Here is a 17,730-nt window from a genome sequence, read left to right as displayed (position 1 = left end):
CGTTCAAGGCACTACTCATCTGGATAAGAATAGCAACTACACGTATGCTCTCTGGTGCACACACTTCTCTTGACAATCTGCAGTGGCTCTCCGCGATGATGAAGTGATTGCGTTTCTCACGGCGTTTCGCTCCCCGGAGAGGCCGGATTCATACTTCTTATGGCAGACAGCCACAAAACCTCGCCATGGAATTGCGGCGCTGGGCCTCGAATTGCTTGAATTTGCGGTCAAACGAGAGGTCTCACATGGTGCACGTTTTGTAGAGGCCTCTGTCGATAAAGACAACAAGCCGATCCGATTGGTGATGAAGACCCTTTGCAAGCGATTGGGCGGCCATCTCACTGAAGAACTCCTCTATTCCTCCGAATTTCTCTCGAGCAAGGACGCAGAACATCACGATGAGACGCTGAACCGCGCCGGGTTTGCCGGAGGCTATTGCGTTTAAGTTATGCGGCCATGGCTGGTTCGTCTAGCATGGCGTAATATTGCTCTTCAGCTTCGGCTGGCGGCATGTTTCCGATGGGTTCCAGAAGCCTTCGATGGTTGAACCAGTCGACCCATTCCAGTGTGGCGAACTCCACCGCTTCGAAGCTCCGCCATGGTCCGCGCCGATGGATGACCTCGGCCTTGTAGAGACCGTTGATCGTTTCGGCGAGCGCATTGTCGTAGCTGTCGCCCACACTTCCGACGGAAGGCTCGATCCCTGCCTCCGCCAGCCGCTCCGAATACCTGATCGACACGTATTGAACGCCCCTGTCCGAGTGATGCACGAGGCCGCCGCCATGAACGGGACGCCGATCATGAAGTGCCTGTTCGAGAGCATCGAGGACAAACCCGGCATGTGCCGTTCGGCTTACGCGCCAACCGACGATGCGCCGAGCGAAAGCGTCGATCACGAAGGCCACGTAAACGAAGCCTTGCCAGGTAGCGACATAGGTGAAATCTGAAACCCACAGCCTGTTGGGCGCAGGAGCCTTGAACTGTCGGTTCACGCGGTCCAGTGGGCTCGGAGCCGTTCTGTCGGGGAACGTCGTGCGGATCGGCTTTCCCCGAATGATACCTTGCAGGCTCATCGACCTCATAAGCCGAGTGACGGTGCAGCGGGCGACATCGAAGCCTTCTCGCTTCAACTGCCGCCAGACCTTCCGAACGCCATAGACGCGGTAGTTCTGCTCGAAGACACGACGTATCTCGATCTTCAGGCTTATATCCCTGCGGGCGCGGATCGATAGACGATCCACATCCACACGCTTGGCCACGTTCTCGTAGTAGGTTGATGGGGCAATCGGCAGCAGCCTGCAGATCGGCTCGACCCCGAACACTGCGCGGTGTTCGTCGATGAACGAGATCATCGCTTCAATGGGCGGTCGAGCTCCGCCATCGCGAAATATGCTGACGCCTTGCGCAAAATCTCGTTGGCCTGCCGAAGCTCACGGTTCTCTCGCTCCAGCGCCTTCATCCTCTCGGCGACGTCGCTTGGGAGCCCAGGCCGGGAACCATTGTCCACTTCGGCCTTCTTCACCCACTCATTGAGCGTCTGCGCAGTGCAGCCGATCTTGGCGGCGATTGAGGACACCGCCGCCCATCGCGAGGAATGCTCGCCTTCGTGATCCAAAACCATCCGCACGGCTCGGGCGCGGACTTCCGGTGAAAACTTGTTCGTTGTCTTGCTCATATCGGCTCCACTTTCTCAGAAGTTGGAGCCTCCGGCAAACCCGGCGCGGTTCAGTCAGCATCTGCCCGGTTGACAACTCAGAACCCGACTTGAGCCGTATAAGGTTCCAGAGAGGGTTTGGCCAATTTCCGAAATACCCAGAACTGCAAACAACAAGTTTGACAGGAGGGCGCTCATGCGCCTGCTGGAAGAAGGTGTGGCGCAGGTGCCCCAAAACACTAGCGTGGAGATACCCTATGCTTAAGAAAGTTCTTTCTAAAGACGAAGCCCGTGACGCCCTCCGAAAAGCATTACACGCGGTCCTTGAGGAAGAAATTCCGCCGCTTACCGACAACATCGTTTTATTTGAGAAATTCCAGCTGGACTCCATGAGCATGCTTGAGACGCTCATCGAACTGGAGGAGATGCTTGGATTCAGCGTGGATCCTGAAGAACTTGATGTCAAAGATTTCGAGACTGTCGGTGGTTACACGGACTTTCTCGTAATGACTGCAGCCGCGGCTTAGCCAATCGTCGCAATATCGGAAAAACCAACACAGGAGATAGACCCCGATGATTATTCGCTCGCTCGATGGAATCACCGATACCGAACGGGACGTTGCGGGTGCGCTCGGCACCTGGCGGAGCAAACGTTTGATCCTCGCCGACGATAGGGCGGGATTTTCCCTGCACGAGACGACGGTGTATCCAGGGACAGTAACGGATCTCTGGTACAAGCATCATGTTGAGGCTGTATTGTGTGTTGAGTGTCTGTTCAAGAATGGCGGCCGGGCGCGGGGTTGAGTGAAGGGCGGCAATCAGATTCTTTGTATTTTGCGACAAATACGGAGACATCGAATGGCCTGGACACCCTTCACCCGGCGTCATCATGACAGAAGCCGCATGCGCTACGCAAGCGATCTGACTGACCGTGAGTGGAGCTTGATCGACCCCTTCATGCCAAGGCAGCCCCGACTTGGCCGCAGACGCAAGACGTCCCTTCGGGCGGTGATGGACGCGATTTTTTATCTGCTGCAGTCGGGCTGCCAATGGGCATTGCTACCGCATGATTTTCCACCGAAGAGTACGGTCTATCATTATTTCAAGCGGTTCTGCCGGGACGGGACGTGGCGTCGTATTCATGACGCGCTCTATTGCCGAACGCGGCAGCTTGAGGGGCGCGAAGAGCAGCCATCATTTGCCATCATCGATAGTCAGTCGGTGAAGACAGGCCCGGACGCCCGTTCTGATATCGGCTATGACGCGGGCAAAAAGATCAAGGGTCGCAAGCGGCACATTCTGGTCGATACCCTGGGCATGCTTCTGAAAGCAGAGGTCCACTCGGCGAGCATTCAGGATCGCGACGGAGCGGCACTTGTCTTCGACAAGCTGGCCAACCGCTTTCCATTCATCGAAAAAATCTGCGGCGATGGCGGCTATCAGGGCCCAACGGTCGAAGAGACAAGCCCGCGACCGATGGAGATTATCAAACGCAATCAAGCCGGTTTCCAGGTGCTGCCGAAGCGATGGATCGTCGAACGAACGCTGGCTTGGCTCGGCATAAACCGCCGAATGGCAAAGGATTTCGAGCGCTTCTCAGCCACAAGCCTCGCCTTCATCCAAACCGCAATGATCAAGCTCATGACCAGAAGGCTCGCTCGATATCCCCTTTCTTGAATAGACTCTGAGGGTGAATGCGAGCTTACCAATCGGGAAACCGGCGAAGTTCACACCATCCGCGTTGGTGATATGTATCTGCTTGACCAACATGATCGCCACACCTTGCGACCGAAAACCAAGTTTCGCGCGATATGTGTGTTTAATCCTCCCCTTACCGGCCGAGAAGACCACGATGCCGACGGTGCTTATGCGCCGGACCAAGAAGCAGCGAAGTGAGACCTGCCGAAGGTAACCACTTCATCTTCGAAAGCCTTGGTAATACTGTCGGCAACCGCGCCACCAGATGATGCAGGCGTCGCCGACCGGCGAGGGCGATCTGCGGTTAGCATTGAGACATTGCTAAAATCTGCAAAGTGAAGGCGCTGAGGCATGTCGCACTTGGAAATAGAATGCACCCCCCCCACAATAACTGTCAAAGCTGGTTAGATGCGCGACGCTGTCAGCCAGTTAGAAACGCGACACTTGCGCTTCGGATTAGCCACCGATCCGAGCGGCTGGGCCGGGCTGCAAGGGAGGAGCGGGGGCGGCTGAGGAACACCTCTCGGCTTTAGCTTTGAGACGCCTCACTCTGCAGCGTCGAGCCGCAACAGTGCCTTCTCACGCCGCGCAATCACCACCGGATCGTTCATGAAATCCGTCTTTCGACCCGGCTTGCGGCCCCGCGGTTTGTAGCCATTCTTCTCGCTGTTGGTCTTCACATCCGGCTTCGTCTGCTGCTCCTGGCGCTCCTTGATGTAAGCCAGGACATCGCCGAGCCGCTTGTTCTCGGTGATCGCCGCATGCGTCACCCGCTGGTCCTTGTCGAACGTCCTGTAGGGCAGGGAATACCCCTTCCACCGCACATCCAATCGACCATCCGCATAGGCATAGGTCTCGACATAGCGACCCGCCAATCCGCGCGTCACCTCGGTCTCCTCCAGCATGATCCGCTTGCGCTCGAACGAAACCGTCAACTGCGATCCGACATAACGCTGCTCGCGTTTGCACAGAATCTCGCCCAGCCGTTCCGGCGCCAGATTCATCGGCCGGTGCAAGTCATCGGACCGGGCAGGGACAATCGCAAACCGGGCATTGTAGTCGTCCATGAAGCCAGGCAAAAACGCGTTGCCCGTCTCCATGTCGCAGATCTGAGCCAGTCGTAATTCCTTGACCAGCCGATCCTGCAGCGTCCGGTTCATCCGCTCCACACGACCCTTGGCCTGACTCGAATTTGCGCAAAGAATCTCGATACTTAGTTCCGCTAGTGCACGGCCGAACTGGGTCATGCCCTGGCCACCCTTGGCGTCCTTCTTCGCCACCCGGAACACCGTATGCTTGTCGGAATAAAAGGCGATCGGAGCGCCATGCTCCTTCAAGTAAAGTTCGAGTGCGTCGAAATAGGTGAACGTGCTCTCCGATCGTACAAAGCGCAACTGCATCAATCTGCCCGTCGCATCATCGACAAACACCAAGAGCGAGCACGGCGGTCCGCGATCTTCAAACCAGCGATGTTCGGATCCGTCGATCTGCACCAGCTCGCCATAGGCTTCGCGCCGTAGCCGCGGCTGATGAAACGTCCGGCGCTGCTTGCGCGACAGCCAAAGTCCGGCCTCCGTCATCCAGCTGCGCAACGTCTCGCGCGACACCCGCAATCCATCGCGCTCGGCAAGCTTCTCGGCCGCTAGCGTCGGCCCGAAGTCCGCATAGCGTTCGCGAACCAGCGTCACCGCATAATCCCGAACACCGTCGCTGATCCGGTTGTTCGACGGCCGGCCGATCGCCTTGTGCCGGATCGACGCCGCACCACCAGTGCGGATCCGCTCCAGCAGCCGACGCACCTGGCGCTCGCTCAGATCAAGCACATGCGCCGCCGACACCAACGTCATGCGGCCGGCGACGACTTTCGACAAAATCTCGATCCGCTGCAGATCGCGCTCGCTCATCGCTATCAATCCCATCCGCAATCTCCCAGACGTCGTTCAGACGCGGGGAGTGTGACATTCCAACTTTGCAGAAACAGGACACTTTAACTTTGCGGTGGAGAATCTACACCAAGTGCAACATGGGCGTTTGAAGGGTAGGGGATCAGCCGCATTCACGCAAATGCGCCATGAAGACCTCGGCCGGTGTTTTGTAGCCCAAGCACTTTCTTGGCAGCGAATTCAGGTGATGGGCGAGGTCGACAAGTTGCTTCTGAGCGACGTTGGACAGATCCGTATCGCCAGGCATGAAGCGTCGAATGCGCTTGTTGGTGTTCTCGACAGCGCCTTTCTGCCAAGGCGAATTGGGATCGCAGAACCAGCTCCTGGCGCCGATCCCATCTTCCAAAGCCCTGAAAGCGGAGAACTCCGTGCCGCGATCAAAGGTGAAGCTTCGGCGTGCAAAAGACGGCAATGGTGAGAAGGCATGGATGATCTTGTCCATGATCGGTCGCGAGTGACGGCTGCGGTTCTTGATCATCACCGTATAGCGGCTCTTGCGCTCGACGAGAGAGGTGACGTTGGTCTCTCCGAGTTCACGCCGGAAGATCAGGAGATCGCCCTCCCAATGCCCGAACTGTGATCGATCATCAATAAAATCAGGTCGTTGGGAGATTCTGTAGTCGAGCGGGATTAAGCCGTCGCGCGGTTTGCGTGCGCCGCGGCGCCGACGCCTGCGCCGTCGTTCCGGCGGGTGCTGATACAGCCCGAGCGGATAATCTTCCTTGCAATAGATGAAACGATAAATCGTTTCCGGGCAAATGCGCACAGGACTGACGCCATCGGCGAGAAGCCGGCCAGCGATCTGCTCAGGTGACCAATGCGCCTTCAGCCGGTCGATGACGAGATCGCGCAGATGCGGATGGCGTCTGAGTTTGCGCAGCCGTCGTCGGCGCTCCTTGCTCATGTCGTTGGCGATACCGCTGTAATAGCCGCTGTATTCCGGAAATTCGTGATCCTGGAACGTATTGCGTTTAAGCTCGCGATAGATCGTCGAACGATGACGACCGAGTTGGCGGGCAATCTCCGAGACGGAAACCTTGCGTTCTCTAAGATGAAAAAGACGCTTGCGATCAGGCAGGGTGAGCTGCGAATAGCAAAGGGACATGCATATATCTCCAAGGCGAAGCCATTGTTTTTATAAGCATGTCGCACTTGGAAATAGAATGTACCCCCCTTACAATAACTGTGGCGGCTAGGTTGAAATGTCCGCTGTTGCGCAAAGTAGAAATGTCACTTTGGGGCGTCTTCAGCCATTTAGAAATGCGACACTCGACATCTCCACTTGCACTGAGGCAAGCCCCCGACCGGACCGGCTGGGCCGGGTTGCAAGGGAAGGAGGGGGCGGGTGAAGCACACCTCTTCGGCTTTAGCTTTGAGTCTCTTCAATCGACCATTCACTCCGCAGCATCAAGCCGCGACAGTGCCTTCTGGCGCCGCGCAAGGACCGCCGGATCGTTCATGAAATCCTTCCGCCGTCCCGGTCCGTGAGCACGTCGCACATAGCCGTTCTTCTCGCTGTTGGTCTTCACAGCCGGCTTCGACTGCTGCTCCTGGCGCTCCTTGATATAGGCCAGAACATCCCCCAATCGCTTGTTCTCGATAATCGCCGCATGCGTCACCCGCTGGTCCTTGTCGAAGGTCTTGTAGGGCAGGGAGTGCCCCTTCCAGCGCACATCCAGGCGGCCATCGGCATAGGCGTAGGTCTCAACATAGCGACCGGCCAGACCGCGCGTCACCTCAGTCTCCTCCAGCATGATCCGCTTGCGTTCAAACGAAAACGTCAGCTGCGATCCCACATAGCGCTGCTCGCGCTTGCACAGGATCTCTTGCAATCGATCCGGCGCCAGATTCATTGGCCGATGCAGGTCATCGCACCGGGCAGGGGCAATCGCAAACCGCGCATTGTAATCCGCCATGAAGCCAGGCAGAAACGCGTTGCCCGCCTCCATGGTGTCGATACCGGCCAGTCGCAGTTCCTTGACCAACCGATCCTGCAGCGTCCGGTTCATCCGCTCGACACGGCCTTTGGCCTGACTCGAATTTGCGCAAAGAATCTCGATATTTAGTTCCGAGAGTGCACGCCCGAACTGGGTCATGCCCTGGCCGCCTCTGGCGTCCTTCTTCGCCACCCGGAACACCGAATGCTTGTCGGAATAGAAGGCAACCGGAGCACCATGCGCCTTCAGATAGAGCGCCAATGCCTCGAAATAGCTGAAGGCGCTTTCCGAGCGGACAAAGCGCAACTGCATCAATCTGCCGGTCGCATCGTCGACGAACACCAGCAGCGAACACGGATCACCGCGGCCCTCAAACCAGCGGTGCTCGGAGCCGTCGATCTGCACCAGCTCGCCACAGGCTTCGCGCCGCAACCGCGGCTGATGAAACGTTCGGCGCTGCTTGCGCGACAGCCACAGCCCGGCATCAACCATCCAGCTGCGCAACGTCTCGCGCGACACACGCAATCCATCTCGCTCGGCAAGCTTCTCGGCCGCCAGCGTCGGGCCGAAGTCTGCATAGCCTTCGCGAACCAGCGTCACCGCGTAATCGCGCACACCATCACTGATCCGGTTGTTCGACGGCCGGCCGATCGCCTTGTGCCGGATCGACGCTGCGCCGTCAGTCTTGATCCGCTCCAGCAGACGACGCACCTGACGTGTGCTCAGATCAAGCACATGTGCCGCCGACACCAGCGTCATGCGGCCGGCAATCACCTTCGACAAAATCTCGATCCGCTGCACATCACGCTCGCTCATCGCTATCAGTCCCATCCGCAATCTCCCAGGTCATCAAAACCCGGGGAGAGTGACATTCTTACTTTGCAGAAACAGGACACTTTAACTTTGCGGCTACAATAACATATCGCATAACATACCTTATGGAACTGCCTGGTAGATGGCCGAATTGGCGCGATGCTCTTGCAACAGCAATTTCACCCTCGGCGCAGCTCAGCCAGCACGCCTTTATCTGGAACCCTCCTCACAGTTTGAATTTGTTCCACTACTTCGCATCATTCTGGTTGGGCACAGGCAAATCGGGTCGCACGACGCCAACCCCGTTTTCGATGGCTATCTTTGTTCCAAACGGCTCTGACAGTCTCTGCAAGCGCTCGAGAATCAGCCTCGCCTTTAAAAGATCGGCGGGGCTTGGAACGCCTCGATTGGCAAACCTCTTGGAGTGGCCCAAATCAATCGGAAATAGGCGGATTTCTGCAAGCCGATTTTCGTTATACAAGCTCTTGGCTATCACGCTTTCGTAGAAAATCGGATCGTCGAAACCTGGGTCAGTTGAATAGCCTCTCGACATCTCGCTGAGGGTGACTTCGCCATCGGTATGCTCTCGTGGGTCTCGTCCATATTCAGCATACATGTCTGCGCCTACTGGGGTGCGAAGGTCGTCCATAATAAAGTTACCGATGCTGTAGAAAATCGGGCGGCCTTTGTAGATTTCGATGCCGCGAAGCTGGTGTGGTCCGTGCACGATATACGCGTCCGCTCCGGCATCGATCATATTGCGCGCGAAGGCTTGCTCATAATCGGGGGTCTGCTGAGACCAATTTCCCGGCTCGTGCCCATGATTGGTGACGATACAAAAATCTGAGAACTGCTTGCCCTGGCGTACATCGCGGAGAATTCGGGCGACATCGACCGGGTCCGGAAGATAGCTGTAGCCTACCTTGTTGCCCATCTTGAACCTGGCGCCTGCAATCGTGACGCAATGATCGTCAAGTTCGGGATTGTAATACGGCAAAGCATTCCGTACTTGCCTCAAATTTTCTATCATCGGCTGGCAGACGATGATCTCCTCACGCAGTCGGAGTGCGTTAAGACCTGGCCTACCCGGCGCCTGACCGGCCGGATCGCAAGCACGCGACATCGGTGTAAACGTGGATGCAAACGATACTAGAGAGACTCTCCCACGGGGCGTTTCCAAAAAGCGGGCAGCGCTGGCCTGAGAGAGGTTTTCCCCAACACCGGCGTAGACGATCCCAGTTTCGTCGAGAGCCCGGCAAGTCTCGCGCATTCCCTCGGCACCCCATTCGAATGTGTGATTGTTGGCGTAGCTTACCAGATTGAAACCCATCGCCTTTAAGTCGGGACCGAGTTCCGGAAGGCTAACATGATAGGCACCGCCGTGTTCCCCCTGCGGGCTCCCCTTAAACGAGCGGACATCAAAGATATTGGTTTCCATATTGCCGAAAGTAACGTCCGCTCCCCGCAGGGTCTCGACTACGTTACGAAAGCCGGCATGATTTCCCTTGGTCAGAGCTCGTGTTACGATTAGGTCGCCGACGGCTACCAGAGTAAATCCGTCTGCAACATTGGTGTCGAGCGAACCGATAATGTCGTATGAACCCACTTGCTCGGCGAACTCACTTTCGATTTCCCGCTCGGGGCTCTCATTAGCCATAATTCATGACTCCCATATTAGCTTCTGAGGTCTATTGGCCCAGCCAGCTCTGTTTTTGGATGACGGGATCTGCCGCCGGCAGGCCAGACTCTCTCGCTGCCGCAACCGGCAGGCACGGAAATGGGCGCCCAATGGATATCGCGCTGCAATCTTTGAGAGCAGCGATTACCCTTAAACCGGAGCGCGGACGTGACACGCGACAGCGCGGCCATCGGGCATTGACACCAGCGGGGGCACGTCAATGCGACAGCGGTCTTGTACGAGCGGGCAGCGCGGGTGGAATGCACACCCGCTCGGTGGGTTGACCGGGCTCGGCACTTCACCCTCGACCAGCGCCTCCAACTGAACCCTTGTGGGATCTGGTATAGGGGCGGCCGCTATGAGCGCCTCGGTGTAAGGATGTATTGGGTTGGCAAATAGCGCTTCGCAAGTTGCCAATTCGACAATCCGCCCGAGATACATGACCGCTACTCGATGACCAATATGCTCCACAACACCAAGATCGTGCGAGATAAACACGAAGGCGATCCCCGTTTCCTCCTGGAGGTCCATGAGAAGATTGAGGATTTGTGCCTGCACGGAGACGTCGAGAGCGGAAACTGCCTCGTCGGCGATGATGATTGAGGGTTTCAGCGACAATGCGCGCGCAATTCCGAGCCGCTGGCGCTGACCGCCCGACAATTCCGAGGGGAGCCTGTGCATGATCTCGGGCGCAAGGCCCACCTTTCGCAGGAGCTCCGCCGCAAGGTCTTCGCGCTTTCTGCGGTTCAGACGCTCAAAATTCTCGACCGGTTCTGTGATAATCTGACCGGCCGTTAGCCGTGGGTTCAGCGACGAGTAGGGATCCTGGAAGACCATCTGCATGCGTCGGCGCCAGTCCCGAAGTTCGTTCTTGTTGAGACTGGCAATATCGTTTCCCTCCAGCAGGACGCGGCCACCTGTCGGGTCAACAAGCCGCATCAAGAGCCGTGCGATTGTCGACTTTCCGCATCCTGATTCGCCAACAATGCAAAGTGTCTCGCCTGCGTTGACAGTAAAGGACACATCCTCGACCGCCCGCACGACTGGTGGAACTTTATTGAAGATTCCGCCACCGACCGGATAGTGTTTGACCAGTTTTTCGACTTGCAACAAAGGGCCACTCATGCGCTCAATACCTCTTCTGCATGCCAGCAGGCGGCCGCGTGATCCACGCCGTATTCTTTGACAGCTGGCGTTTTCTCCCGGCAGACCTCGGTCGCGAACGGACAACGCGGCGCAAAGCTGCACCCGACGATAGGCTCCCGCAGGCTCGGCACAATGCCTGGGATTTCCGGCAGACGGCGCTCTTTCCCCCGCCGCCTATCTGGGACCGAGCGCATGAGAGCTTTTGTGTACGGATGCATCGGCCGCGCGAAGAGATCCGTGACCGTTGCCTGCTCGACGATACGGCCGGCATACATCACTATGACGCGCTGGCAGGTCTCGGCCACGACGCCTAGGTCATGGGTGATGAACATAACCGAGGTTCCCATGCGCTCTTTCAGATCGACGATCAGCCGCAGGATCTGCGCCTGAATGGTGACGTCGAGCGCCGTCGTCGGCTCGTCGGCAATCAAGAGTTCAGGTGAGCACGCAAGTGCCATGGCAATCATGGCACGCTGGCGCATGCCGCCGGACATCTCGTGGGGATAATTGCTTACCCGCCGTTCGGGGTCCGCAATGCGGACGAGGCGCAGCATATCGACGGCCTTTGCCAAGGCCTTAGAACGGGTGGCACCAGTGTGAATTTCGACCGCCTCTGCAATCTGGCGACCGACAGTGTAGACCGGATTAAGGCTCGTCATAGGATCCTGGAAGATCATCGCGATTTTATCCCCCCGGATCTTACGCATCTCTCGGTCGGGCAGATCCAAGAGATTGCGACCGTGAAAGAGGACCTCACCGCCCATCGTTTTGGCGGAGAGCTTCGGCAGTAGCCGCATAATCGAAAGCGCCGTCACGCTCTTGCCACAACCGGACTCGCCGACTACGCCGAGCGTTTCGCCCTTCTTTACTTTAAAGCTAACGCCGCCGAGAGCGTGCGTGACGATCTCCTCTCCGAAAAAATGCGTTTCGAGGCCCCGCACATCCAGAAGCACCTCGTTGTTGATGGTCCTATCCTCCTTAGAAAACTCAGTTTGTCTTTCATCGCTGGAGACTTGCATTAGCATTTTAGCGCCTCCTCTTTGCACGAGGATCGAACAGATCTCGAAGACCATCGCCCAGGAGATTGACCGCTAAAACGGTGACGGCGAGAAAAACCCCGGGAGCGAAAATCGTCAGCGGCGCGGAAGCCAAATAAACACGCGAGCTGGAGATCATGTTGCCCCAGCTCGGGATCTCCGGCGGTACTCCAACGCCTAGAAAGCTAAGACCGGCTTCGGTCATGATCGCATCTGCGCAAACTATGGCACTCTGAACCATGAGCGGGGGGATAGTGCTCGGAAGAATGTGTCGCCACAGAAGTTTCGGCAGCCGTGCTCCGCCGCAGACTGCAGCCTCAACGTAAGGACGTTCGCGCACGCTCAGTACCACCGAGCGCACAAGCCGAGCGACGCTTGGCGTCTGGGGAAGCGTGACGGCGACGATGAGTATGCTGATATTGGGCCCTATCAAGGAGATAAGGGCGATAGCCAGCAGAATGGTCGGGATCGACATTAGAGCATCCATCACGCGCATGATCACGTTGTCCAATACGCGAACGTAGCCTGCGAGGACGCCGAGCAGCAAGCCAACACAGGCTGCCAATAGAGCCGATATTAGGCCCACCATCAGCGAGATACGCGCCCCGTAGATAGTACGTGCGAACACGTCGCGACCAAGATTGTCAGTCCCAAACCAGTGCTCGGCAGAGGGAGGCTTGAGGCGAACAAAAGGATCCATGCTCCGGGGATCGGCAGCGTAAAACGGTGCTGCTAGCGCGAGGATAATTAGGACCATAAGAAGGCCACCGCCGATCAGGACTAGTGGATGCCGCCCTGCGAGCCGGGAGAGGCTCGATTGTCCTACTCTAGCGGTGGACACGGAAACTATATTAGCAGAGGAGGTTCTCATATCAGTACCTGATGCGGGGGTCGATCAGCGTGTAGGTTAGATCGACTGCAAGATTGATGAGGACATACAGGCCCGAAGTGAGGATCAACACACTCTGGATGATCGGGTAGTCACGGTTGTTGATCGCATCCACCACCAGGCGCCCGACGCCGGGGATATTGAATACCGTTTCAGTGAGCACGACTCCGCCGATAAGGTAGGCGAAGCTGATGCCAATCACAGTCAGGATGGGAACACCCGCGTTTCTGAGCGCATGATGAAACAGCATTGCACAGGAAGAAGCACCCTTGGCGGCTGCCGTGCGCATGTAGTCTTCAGATAGGACCTCAAGCATGCTGGCACGAGTGACACGGGCGACGAACGCGATAAAGGGCAGGCTCAACGCTACCGTCGGTAGGATTAAGTGCGCGAACCAATCCCCCACCCCCTCGTCCATGGGTGCGTAGCCTTGTACGGGCAGCCATGCGACGCTTATAGCCAGTACATATACGAGAAAGTAACCGATTACGAACACGGGAACAGAATATCCAAACGCCGAGAACACTGTTAAAAGGCGATCGACAAAACCGCCGTCACGCCACGCAGCGAGGATACCAAAAAACACCCCAACTGAGACCGAAAGAGCCAAGGTCAGTACCGACAGCGAAACGGTTGGTGCCAGCCGCTGTGCAAGAAGTTCAAATACCGGACGGCCAGAGAAAATGGAGGTGCCGAAGTCCCCGTGCAGCATTGCGGAGAGCCAGTGGATGAACTGTACCGGCAGAGGCTGGTTCAATCCCAGATGCTCGCGGATGCCGTTGACGATTTGTTCAGTCGCGTTTCGTCCGGCCATCACCACAGCTGGATCGCCCGGAGCTAACCTGACCAGGAGAAAGATGAAAATCCCGACCATCGCCATAACGGCGATGGCCGAAAACAACCTGCGATAGATATAGCTGGCCATCAGCCTTCCACTTTCCGCATATTCCAGATTGCTCGCTCCGGGGCCGGAGTGCTGATTATGTCCACTAGATGCTTATTGCGTGCCGATGGTGCTTTTGTCTGACAAAGGAAAACTATTGGGACGTAGTCCCACCAGATACGCTGCATCTCGCGGGCCAACGCCTGACGCTCCGTCTTTGTCTCCGTACGGGGCCATTTGCCACGCAGAACTTCGAATTCATCATTCTGCGGCCAACCGTACCAGGCCTCTTCGCTGTTCATTACAAAGAGTGACGTTGCCATCGGGTCGCGCATCTCGTAGTCGGAGAAAGTGGTGATGAAGAAGTTCCAGCCGCCGTCTTCCACTGGCCCCTTGTTGCCTCTACGCACAGCCAATTCACTCCAGGTCATCGGAGCAAGCTCGGCGTTGATTCCCGCCTTCTGTAGCACGCTGGCAAATAGCTGCGAGGCGACATCGCCGTCACGCCAATCCGTCGGATCAAGTATAACAACCTTTTCGCCGGCATATCCGGACTCGGCGATCAGTTGTTTTGCCTTCTCGAGATCGCCGCCCTCCTTAAACCACTCGATATTCACGTCATTCGAGTACGGCGATCCGGTTCCAAACGTCGAGGCGACAGGGCGACCAAACTTCTCGTCGGGAGCCATCAAGCTCAGGAAGGCTTTCTGGTCGATCAGATACAGCAATGCCTGGCGCATCTTAACGTTGTTAAACGGCGGCTGGAGAAAGTTCATGCGCACCACCCAGTCCGACCCATTTCCACCGAGCGTGTCAAGGACAAGGTTATCGCTGCTTTCAATCACAGAAAAAAGATCGGCCACGGGCTCCGCCCAGAAATCCACCTCACCTGCCTGCAGTGCTGCAAGCGCAGTCTGAGGATCCGAAATGTTTTCCCAAATGACCTGCTCGGCTTTCGCAATTTTGGCACCGGCAAACCCGCTGGATGGCTCGTTCCTTGGGACATATTGCTCGTTGCGATCATATACAACGCGCGAGCCAGGCCTGGTAAGCTCTGCGTTGAACTTGTACGGGCCAGAACCGATGTTTGTCGTGACCTGCTCGGTTGCCGGTAGCTTCGCATCCTGCTCGCGCATCATGAAGAGCGGCTTCGCCAAGATGTCGGTCAGCGATCCCACCGCTTCATTAAGCGTGATGACAAATGTCCTGTCGTTGGTCGCCACAATATTTGCGGCATGTTTTAGCAACAGTTGCCCAGATGGCTCCACCTGACCCCAGCGACGAATCGAAGCCACACAGTCAGCTGCCGTTACCGGCGTACGATCATGCCAGCTTAAGCCATCACGAAGTTCAAACGTATAGGCCTTCTTGTCATCCGATGCGCTCCAGTTGCCCACCATTTGTGGCTGCGGCACAAGATCAGCGTCCAGCGCAAACAGCGTGTCGTAGACCGCCATCGCGTGGTTGAAAGTGTTTTGCGAGGTGGTGAAAACGGGATCGAAGATCTGGATATCACCCATGATCATACGAATTGCTTGCTTATCTTGCGCTCGCAAAATCGAGGGAGCAGCCAGTACTGCCCCGGCAGCCAAGACTGATTGCATCAATGTCCGTCGCGTAATTGTCATGTCAGTTCCCCTTGTTTTTAATATGATAGGTTTGCCATGTTTCTGCTGCGACCATAGGCCCACATGGCCGGACGAATGGCGGCGAACTCCTGTCTGGACCTACCGTTTGGTATGAAGGCGCGCGGCTTCCAAAATTAGTTCATCGAAGACTGCGGAGTACCGTGGGCGGATATCTCGTCTCAGTCCCACGACGCTAAGCGTCATGTCTAATTCGGGCACGTATCCGACATCGAGCCCCCACCAGCCGCCGTGGGCATAGACGGTTAAGTCTCCGACGTTATGGATCTGCGGCCCATGCCCATAAAGGTCGTCCTCGTGATTTCTGAAGGTCGTCGTTTTGGCGACGGATATCATCACGTGGATCGTTTCTGGCCGTTCAAAAACCTTTCCATGAAATAGCGCATGGAAAAACGTGGCTAGGTCTCTCGGCGTTGAAATCATCCCACCGCCGCCAAAAAGATCATGAGGGGGGTCTTCGTCGTAGCTGTCCCAGCCGCACGCGTATTCATATTGGTGAGCCCGTGTGAGGACCCCCTCGCGCTCCAGTTCGAGCACTTCCCACCATGTACTCTCGAGGCCTAGACGATCAAACCGGACGAGTTGCCGCGTTGCCGCGGCCATCGATTTTCCTGTTACCTTCCCAAGGATCGCGCCTAGCAGGAGGTACCCTGTGTCGCTGTACTCAAACGCCTCTCCCGGTGGGAAGCGACGGCCCCCCTCCATTGCCATTTGCAGTTGCTCTTCGAGGGTAAAGCAGTGTCTCACTTGCCCAGACATCAGTCCTGGCAACATCTGTGCGAAAGCATCTGTGTGGAACACATCGCGGAGGCCCGCAGTATGCGAGAGGAGGTGGCGTACAGTAATTGCCTTCGCGTCGTATCCGGCGTTCGTAAGAATCGAGGTATGCTCGATGGGCAGATAGGAATCAATTGATCCGGCCAACTCGATTTGGCCCATTTCCCATAGCCTCAATATAGCGGCGGCAACGAAGGGTTTGGTGACACTTGAGATTCGAACGGGGTGCGCAGTTGTCAATGGCTCGCTTCCCGACCTTTCGGTCACGCCCGCCACCACCCCGATCTCCAGATCCAGTTTCGGCGCTATGATATACGCTGTAGCTCCAGGCGCCCCATCGGCACGAACGAGATGGGAGACTAGAATTTGCGCCTTTGCCTGCAGCATCGTCGCCTTCTCACGGCGATCGTCAATGGCACAGCATGCCTCCACGGCGCCAAACTCCGACTGAACGGGCGTTGGCTGCTCCGATTTTGCGCCAATCAGCCCCGAAGCACCGCTAAGCTCTGCGCCCGTAGAAGCAGGAAACCATTCCTTATTGATGGCCATTTTTCCCTCCCCATTTTGTCCATCGAACAGCGAAGTCCGCATTAGATGACACTCCCAACGGCCGCGACGTCTTCTCACGGTAAAGGACAGTCAAGGCAGCGAACTCGCGACGCCATTCCTCTCCGGAAGCTCCGAATTGCAGCTATTCCGTCGTCGGTGAGGGCTTCGGCTTTCGCGAGGCCAAGCCGGTCGGCCATCCGGTCAGTAATGCCAACACCGAAAAAGACACCTCATCGGCAGTTGACTTGCAACCCGACGCCGGATGTGTAGCAAACGGGGCAAGCCGTCGCCTGATCATTTCGCTGTATAAGAGCACGATGGTCCCCAATATTGTTTTGTGAGCAATAGAACATAAAATTGCATTGCCCAAATAGGTACTTTCAATGTGGAATATTAATTTGGCTAATGTTCGCGCCACGGGCGGTGTTGGCATTTTATCTCCGCCCGGCTAGCTTCCCCAGCATCGGCACGCTCGGTGACCGTGCCGCATATCTCGCGAGCTCCGGCAGCTCCGTGCTGCGGTCAAAGGTGAAGCCAATTGCATTAAGAAGGAAAGGTGAGAACGTTTCGATGATCTTGGCTATGATCGAATGCGAGTGGTGGCTCTTTCTTGATCGTCACGGTATCGCTGCTCTCGCGCTCTATCAGCGACGTGGCGCGGGACGCATTCTCCGGTGAAAGAAGAGAAGATCGCCCTGCCAATGAGCGAACTGGAATCCCTAGCCAATAAGGGCAGGAGCTGTTGGCGCGCTGCAATATCGCGACTTGAGCTGCCATCCATAAGGTCCGCCTCAGCCGTGCATTTCCATATTGGTCTGGCCTCGAAACATTCCTGACTGGATTGTCGCAAGATCCATGCCGCAGAACTCCGCGCGACCTCGACTTGTGGGCCTACCATAAGGGCGTGGTGCTCGACTTCTCCCGGCCTGGCAAGCCGACCGACAACAGCTACATCGAGAGTTTCATGTATAGACGGCCCCGCGGGCGCAAGAGGCTTTCTGCAAGTTTAGTCATCACTCGGGTGCGTTCATGTATTCGGCCTTTGTCTGCGACCGAGACCATGGTCGCTGGCCCTGATGG

At 56.8% G+C, this 17,730-nt stretch carries 14 protein-coding genes, 3 pseudogenes and 1 other annotated feature; of the genes and pseudogenes, 5 read left to right on the top strand and 12 right to left on the bottom strand.

The annotated features are described in order from the left end of the window. The first annotated feature begins 82 nt into the window (after positions 1-82). Complete coding sequence (locus tag J2J98_RS26540) at positions 83-445, top strand: GNAT family N-acetyltransferase (protein WP_207603944.1); 363 nt, start codon at positions 83-85, stop codon at positions 443-445. 1 nt (position 446) lies between these two features. Here J2J98_RS26540 and J2J98_RS26535 read toward each other — a convergent pair. After that, positions 447-1,675 (bottom strand): IS3 family transposase gene (locus tag J2J98_RS26535; protein WP_207600998.1). Its coding sequence is split into 2 segments (ribosomal slippage): positions 447-1,381 and positions 1,381-1,675, totalling 1,230 coding nucleotides; the frame shifts between segments, so codons are not numbered across the junction. Continuing rightward, positions 1,278-1,394, bottom strand: a sequence feature (AL1L pseudoknot). Its footprint overlaps the gene before it by 117 nt. A 236-nt stretch (positions 1,676-1,911) precedes the next feature. On the opposite strand from J2J98_RS26535, the gene J2J98_RS26530 reads away from it, so the two are divergent. The 4 genes and pseudogenes from J2J98_RS26530 to J2J98_RS26515 all read left to right on the top strand — a co-directional run. After that, entirely contained in the window at positions 1,912-2,181 is a 270-nt protein-coding gene (locus J2J98_RS26530) for a phosphopantetheine-binding protein (RefSeq protein WP_207603943.1), read from the top strand. A 46-nt stretch (positions 2,182-2,227) separates the two neighbouring features. Further along, positions 2,228-2,422: pseudogene (locus J2J98_RS26525) on the top strand (ectoine synthase); the annotation flags it as partial. Positions 2,423-2,512: 90 nt separating this feature from the next. Then, complete coding sequence (locus J2J98_RS26520) at positions 2,513-3,331, top strand: IS5 family transposase (protein WP_207603941.1); 819 nt, start codon at positions 2,513-2,515, stop codon at positions 3,329-3,331. 6 nt (positions 3,332-3,337) lie between these two features. After that, positions 3,338-3,550: pseudogene (locus J2J98_RS26515) on the top strand (ectoine synthase); the annotation flags it as partial. 347 nt (positions 3,551-3,897) lie between these two features. Here J2J98_RS26515 and J2J98_RS26510 read toward each other — a convergent pair. The 11 genes and pseudogenes from J2J98_RS26510 to J2J98_RS26460 form a co-directional block, all read right to left on the bottom strand. Then, positions 3,898-5,271 (bottom strand): ISNCY family transposase, encoded by a 1,374-nt coding sequence (locus tag J2J98_RS26510; RefSeq protein WP_207603940.1) that lies wholly within the window; start codon positions 5,269-5,271, stop codon positions 3,898-3,900. Between the two features lie 127 nt (positions 5,272-5,398). After that, the gene (locus J2J98_RS26505; protein WP_207603939.1) at positions 5,399-6,400 is read right to left on the bottom strand and encodes an IS30 family transposase; all 1,002 of its coding nucleotides are present in this window, start codon (positions 6,398-6,400) and stop codon (positions 5,399-5,401) included. A gap of 289 nt (positions 6,401-6,689) precedes the next feature. Further along, positions 6,690-8,063, bottom strand: a complete 1,374-nt coding sequence (locus tag J2J98_RS26500) for an ISNCY family transposase (RefSeq protein ID WP_207601025.1) — start codon at positions 8,061-8,063, stop codon at positions 6,690-6,692. A 229-nt stretch (positions 8,064-8,292) separates the two neighbouring features. Further along, positions 8,293-9,702 (bottom strand): CapA family protein, encoded by a 1,410-nt coding sequence (locus J2J98_RS26495; protein WP_207603938.1) that lies wholly within the window; start codon positions 9,700-9,702, stop codon positions 8,293-8,295. 171 nt (positions 9,703-9,873) lie between these two features. Then, on the bottom strand, positions 9,874-10,848 hold the full coding sequence (locus tag J2J98_RS26490; protein WP_207603937.1) for an ABC transporter ATP-binding protein: 975 nt from the start codon (positions 10,846-10,848) through the stop codon (positions 9,874-9,876). Further along, on the bottom strand, positions 10,845-11,894 hold the full coding sequence (locus tag J2J98_RS26485) for an ABC transporter ATP-binding protein (protein WP_207603936.1): 1,050 nt from the start codon (positions 11,892-11,894) through the stop codon (positions 10,845-10,847). Before J2J98_RS26485 ends, J2J98_RS26490 begins: the two co-directional genes overlap by 4 nt. A gap of 1 nt (position 11,895) precedes the next feature. After that, positions 11,896-12,777: an ABC transporter permease gene (locus J2J98_RS26480; RefSeq protein ID WP_207603935.1), complete on the bottom strand. Its 882-nt coding sequence runs from the start codon at positions 12,775-12,777 to the stop codon at positions 11,896-11,898. 1 nt (position 12,778) lies between these two features. Further along, on the bottom strand, positions 12,779-13,720 hold the full coding sequence (locus tag J2J98_RS26475) for an ABC transporter permease (RefSeq protein WP_207603934.1): 942 nt from the start codon (positions 13,718-13,720) through the stop codon (positions 12,779-12,781). Beyond that, complete coding sequence (locus tag J2J98_RS26470; RefSeq protein WP_246569476.1) at positions 13,720-15,306, bottom strand: ABC transporter substrate-binding protein; 1,587 nt, start codon at positions 15,304-15,306, stop codon at positions 13,720-13,722. Before J2J98_RS26470 ends, J2J98_RS26475 begins: the two co-directional genes overlap by 1 nt. Before the next feature lie 99 nt (positions 15,307-15,405). Further along, positions 15,406-16,650: a serine hydrolase domain-containing protein gene (locus tag J2J98_RS26465; RefSeq protein WP_207603933.1), complete on the bottom strand. Its 1,245-nt coding sequence runs from the start codon at positions 16,648-16,650 to the stop codon at positions 15,406-15,408. A gap of 738 nt (positions 16,651-17,388) precedes the next feature. Then, positions 17,389-17,519 (bottom strand): annotated as a pseudogene (locus J2J98_RS26460) (transposase); the annotation flags it as partial. Positions 17,520-17,730: the final 211 nt, after the last annotated feature.

Origin of the sequence: Rhizobium bangladeshense, assembly GCF_017357245.1 — a bacterium.
GTDB classification, from domain to species: domain Bacteria; phylum Pseudomonadota; class Alphaproteobacteria; order Rhizobiales; family Rhizobiaceae; genus Rhizobium; species Rhizobium bangladeshense.
This window is presented reverse-complemented; position numbering and strand designations above follow the sequence as displayed.

Coding starts and splice junctions, on each gene's coding strand:
- J2J98_RS26530 (WP_207603943.1), top strand. CDS start 1,912: ATGCTTAAGAAAGTTCTTTCTAAAGACGAAGCCCGTGACGCCCTCCGA.
- J2J98_RS26520 (WP_207603941.1), top strand. CDS start 2,513: ATGGCCTGGACACCCTTCACCCGGCGTCATCATGACAGAAGCCGCATG.
- J2J98_RS26510 (WP_207603940.1), bottom strand. CDS start 5,271: ATGGGATTGATAGCGATGAGCGAGCGCGATCTGCAGCGGATCGAGATT.
- J2J98_RS26505 (WP_207603939.1), bottom strand. CDS start 6,400: ATGTCCCTTTGCTATTCGCAGCTCACCCTGCCTGATCGCAAGCGTCTT.
- J2J98_RS26500 (WP_207601025.1), bottom strand. CDS start 8,063: ATGGGACTGATAGCGATGAGCGAGCGTGATGTGCAGCGGATCGAGATT.
- J2J98_RS26495 (WP_207603938.1), bottom strand. CDS start 9,702: ATGGCTAATGAGAGCCCCGAGCGGGAAATCGAAAGTGAGTTCGCCGAG.
- J2J98_RS26490 (WP_207603937.1), bottom strand. CDS start 10,848: ATGAGTGGCCCTTTGTTGCAAGTCGAAAAACTGGTCAAACACTATCCG.
- J2J98_RS26485 (WP_207603936.1), bottom strand. CDS start 11,894: ATGCTAATGCAAGTCTCCAGCGATGAAAGACAAACTGAGTTTTCTAAG.
- J2J98_RS26480 (WP_207603935.1), bottom strand. CDS start 12,777: ATGAGAACCTCCTCTGCTAATATAGTTTCCGTGTCCACCGCTAGAGTA.
- J2J98_RS26475 (WP_207603934.1), bottom strand. CDS start 13,720: ATGGCCAGCTATATCTATCGCAGGTTGTTTTCGGCCATCGCCGTTATG.
- J2J98_RS26470 (WP_246569476.1), bottom strand. CDS start 15,306: ATGACAATTACGCGACGGACATTGATGCAATCAGTCTTGGCTGCCGGG.
- J2J98_RS26465 (WP_207603933.1), bottom strand. CDS start 16,650: ATGGCCATCAATAAGGAATGGTTTCCTGCTTCTACGGGCGCAGAGCTT.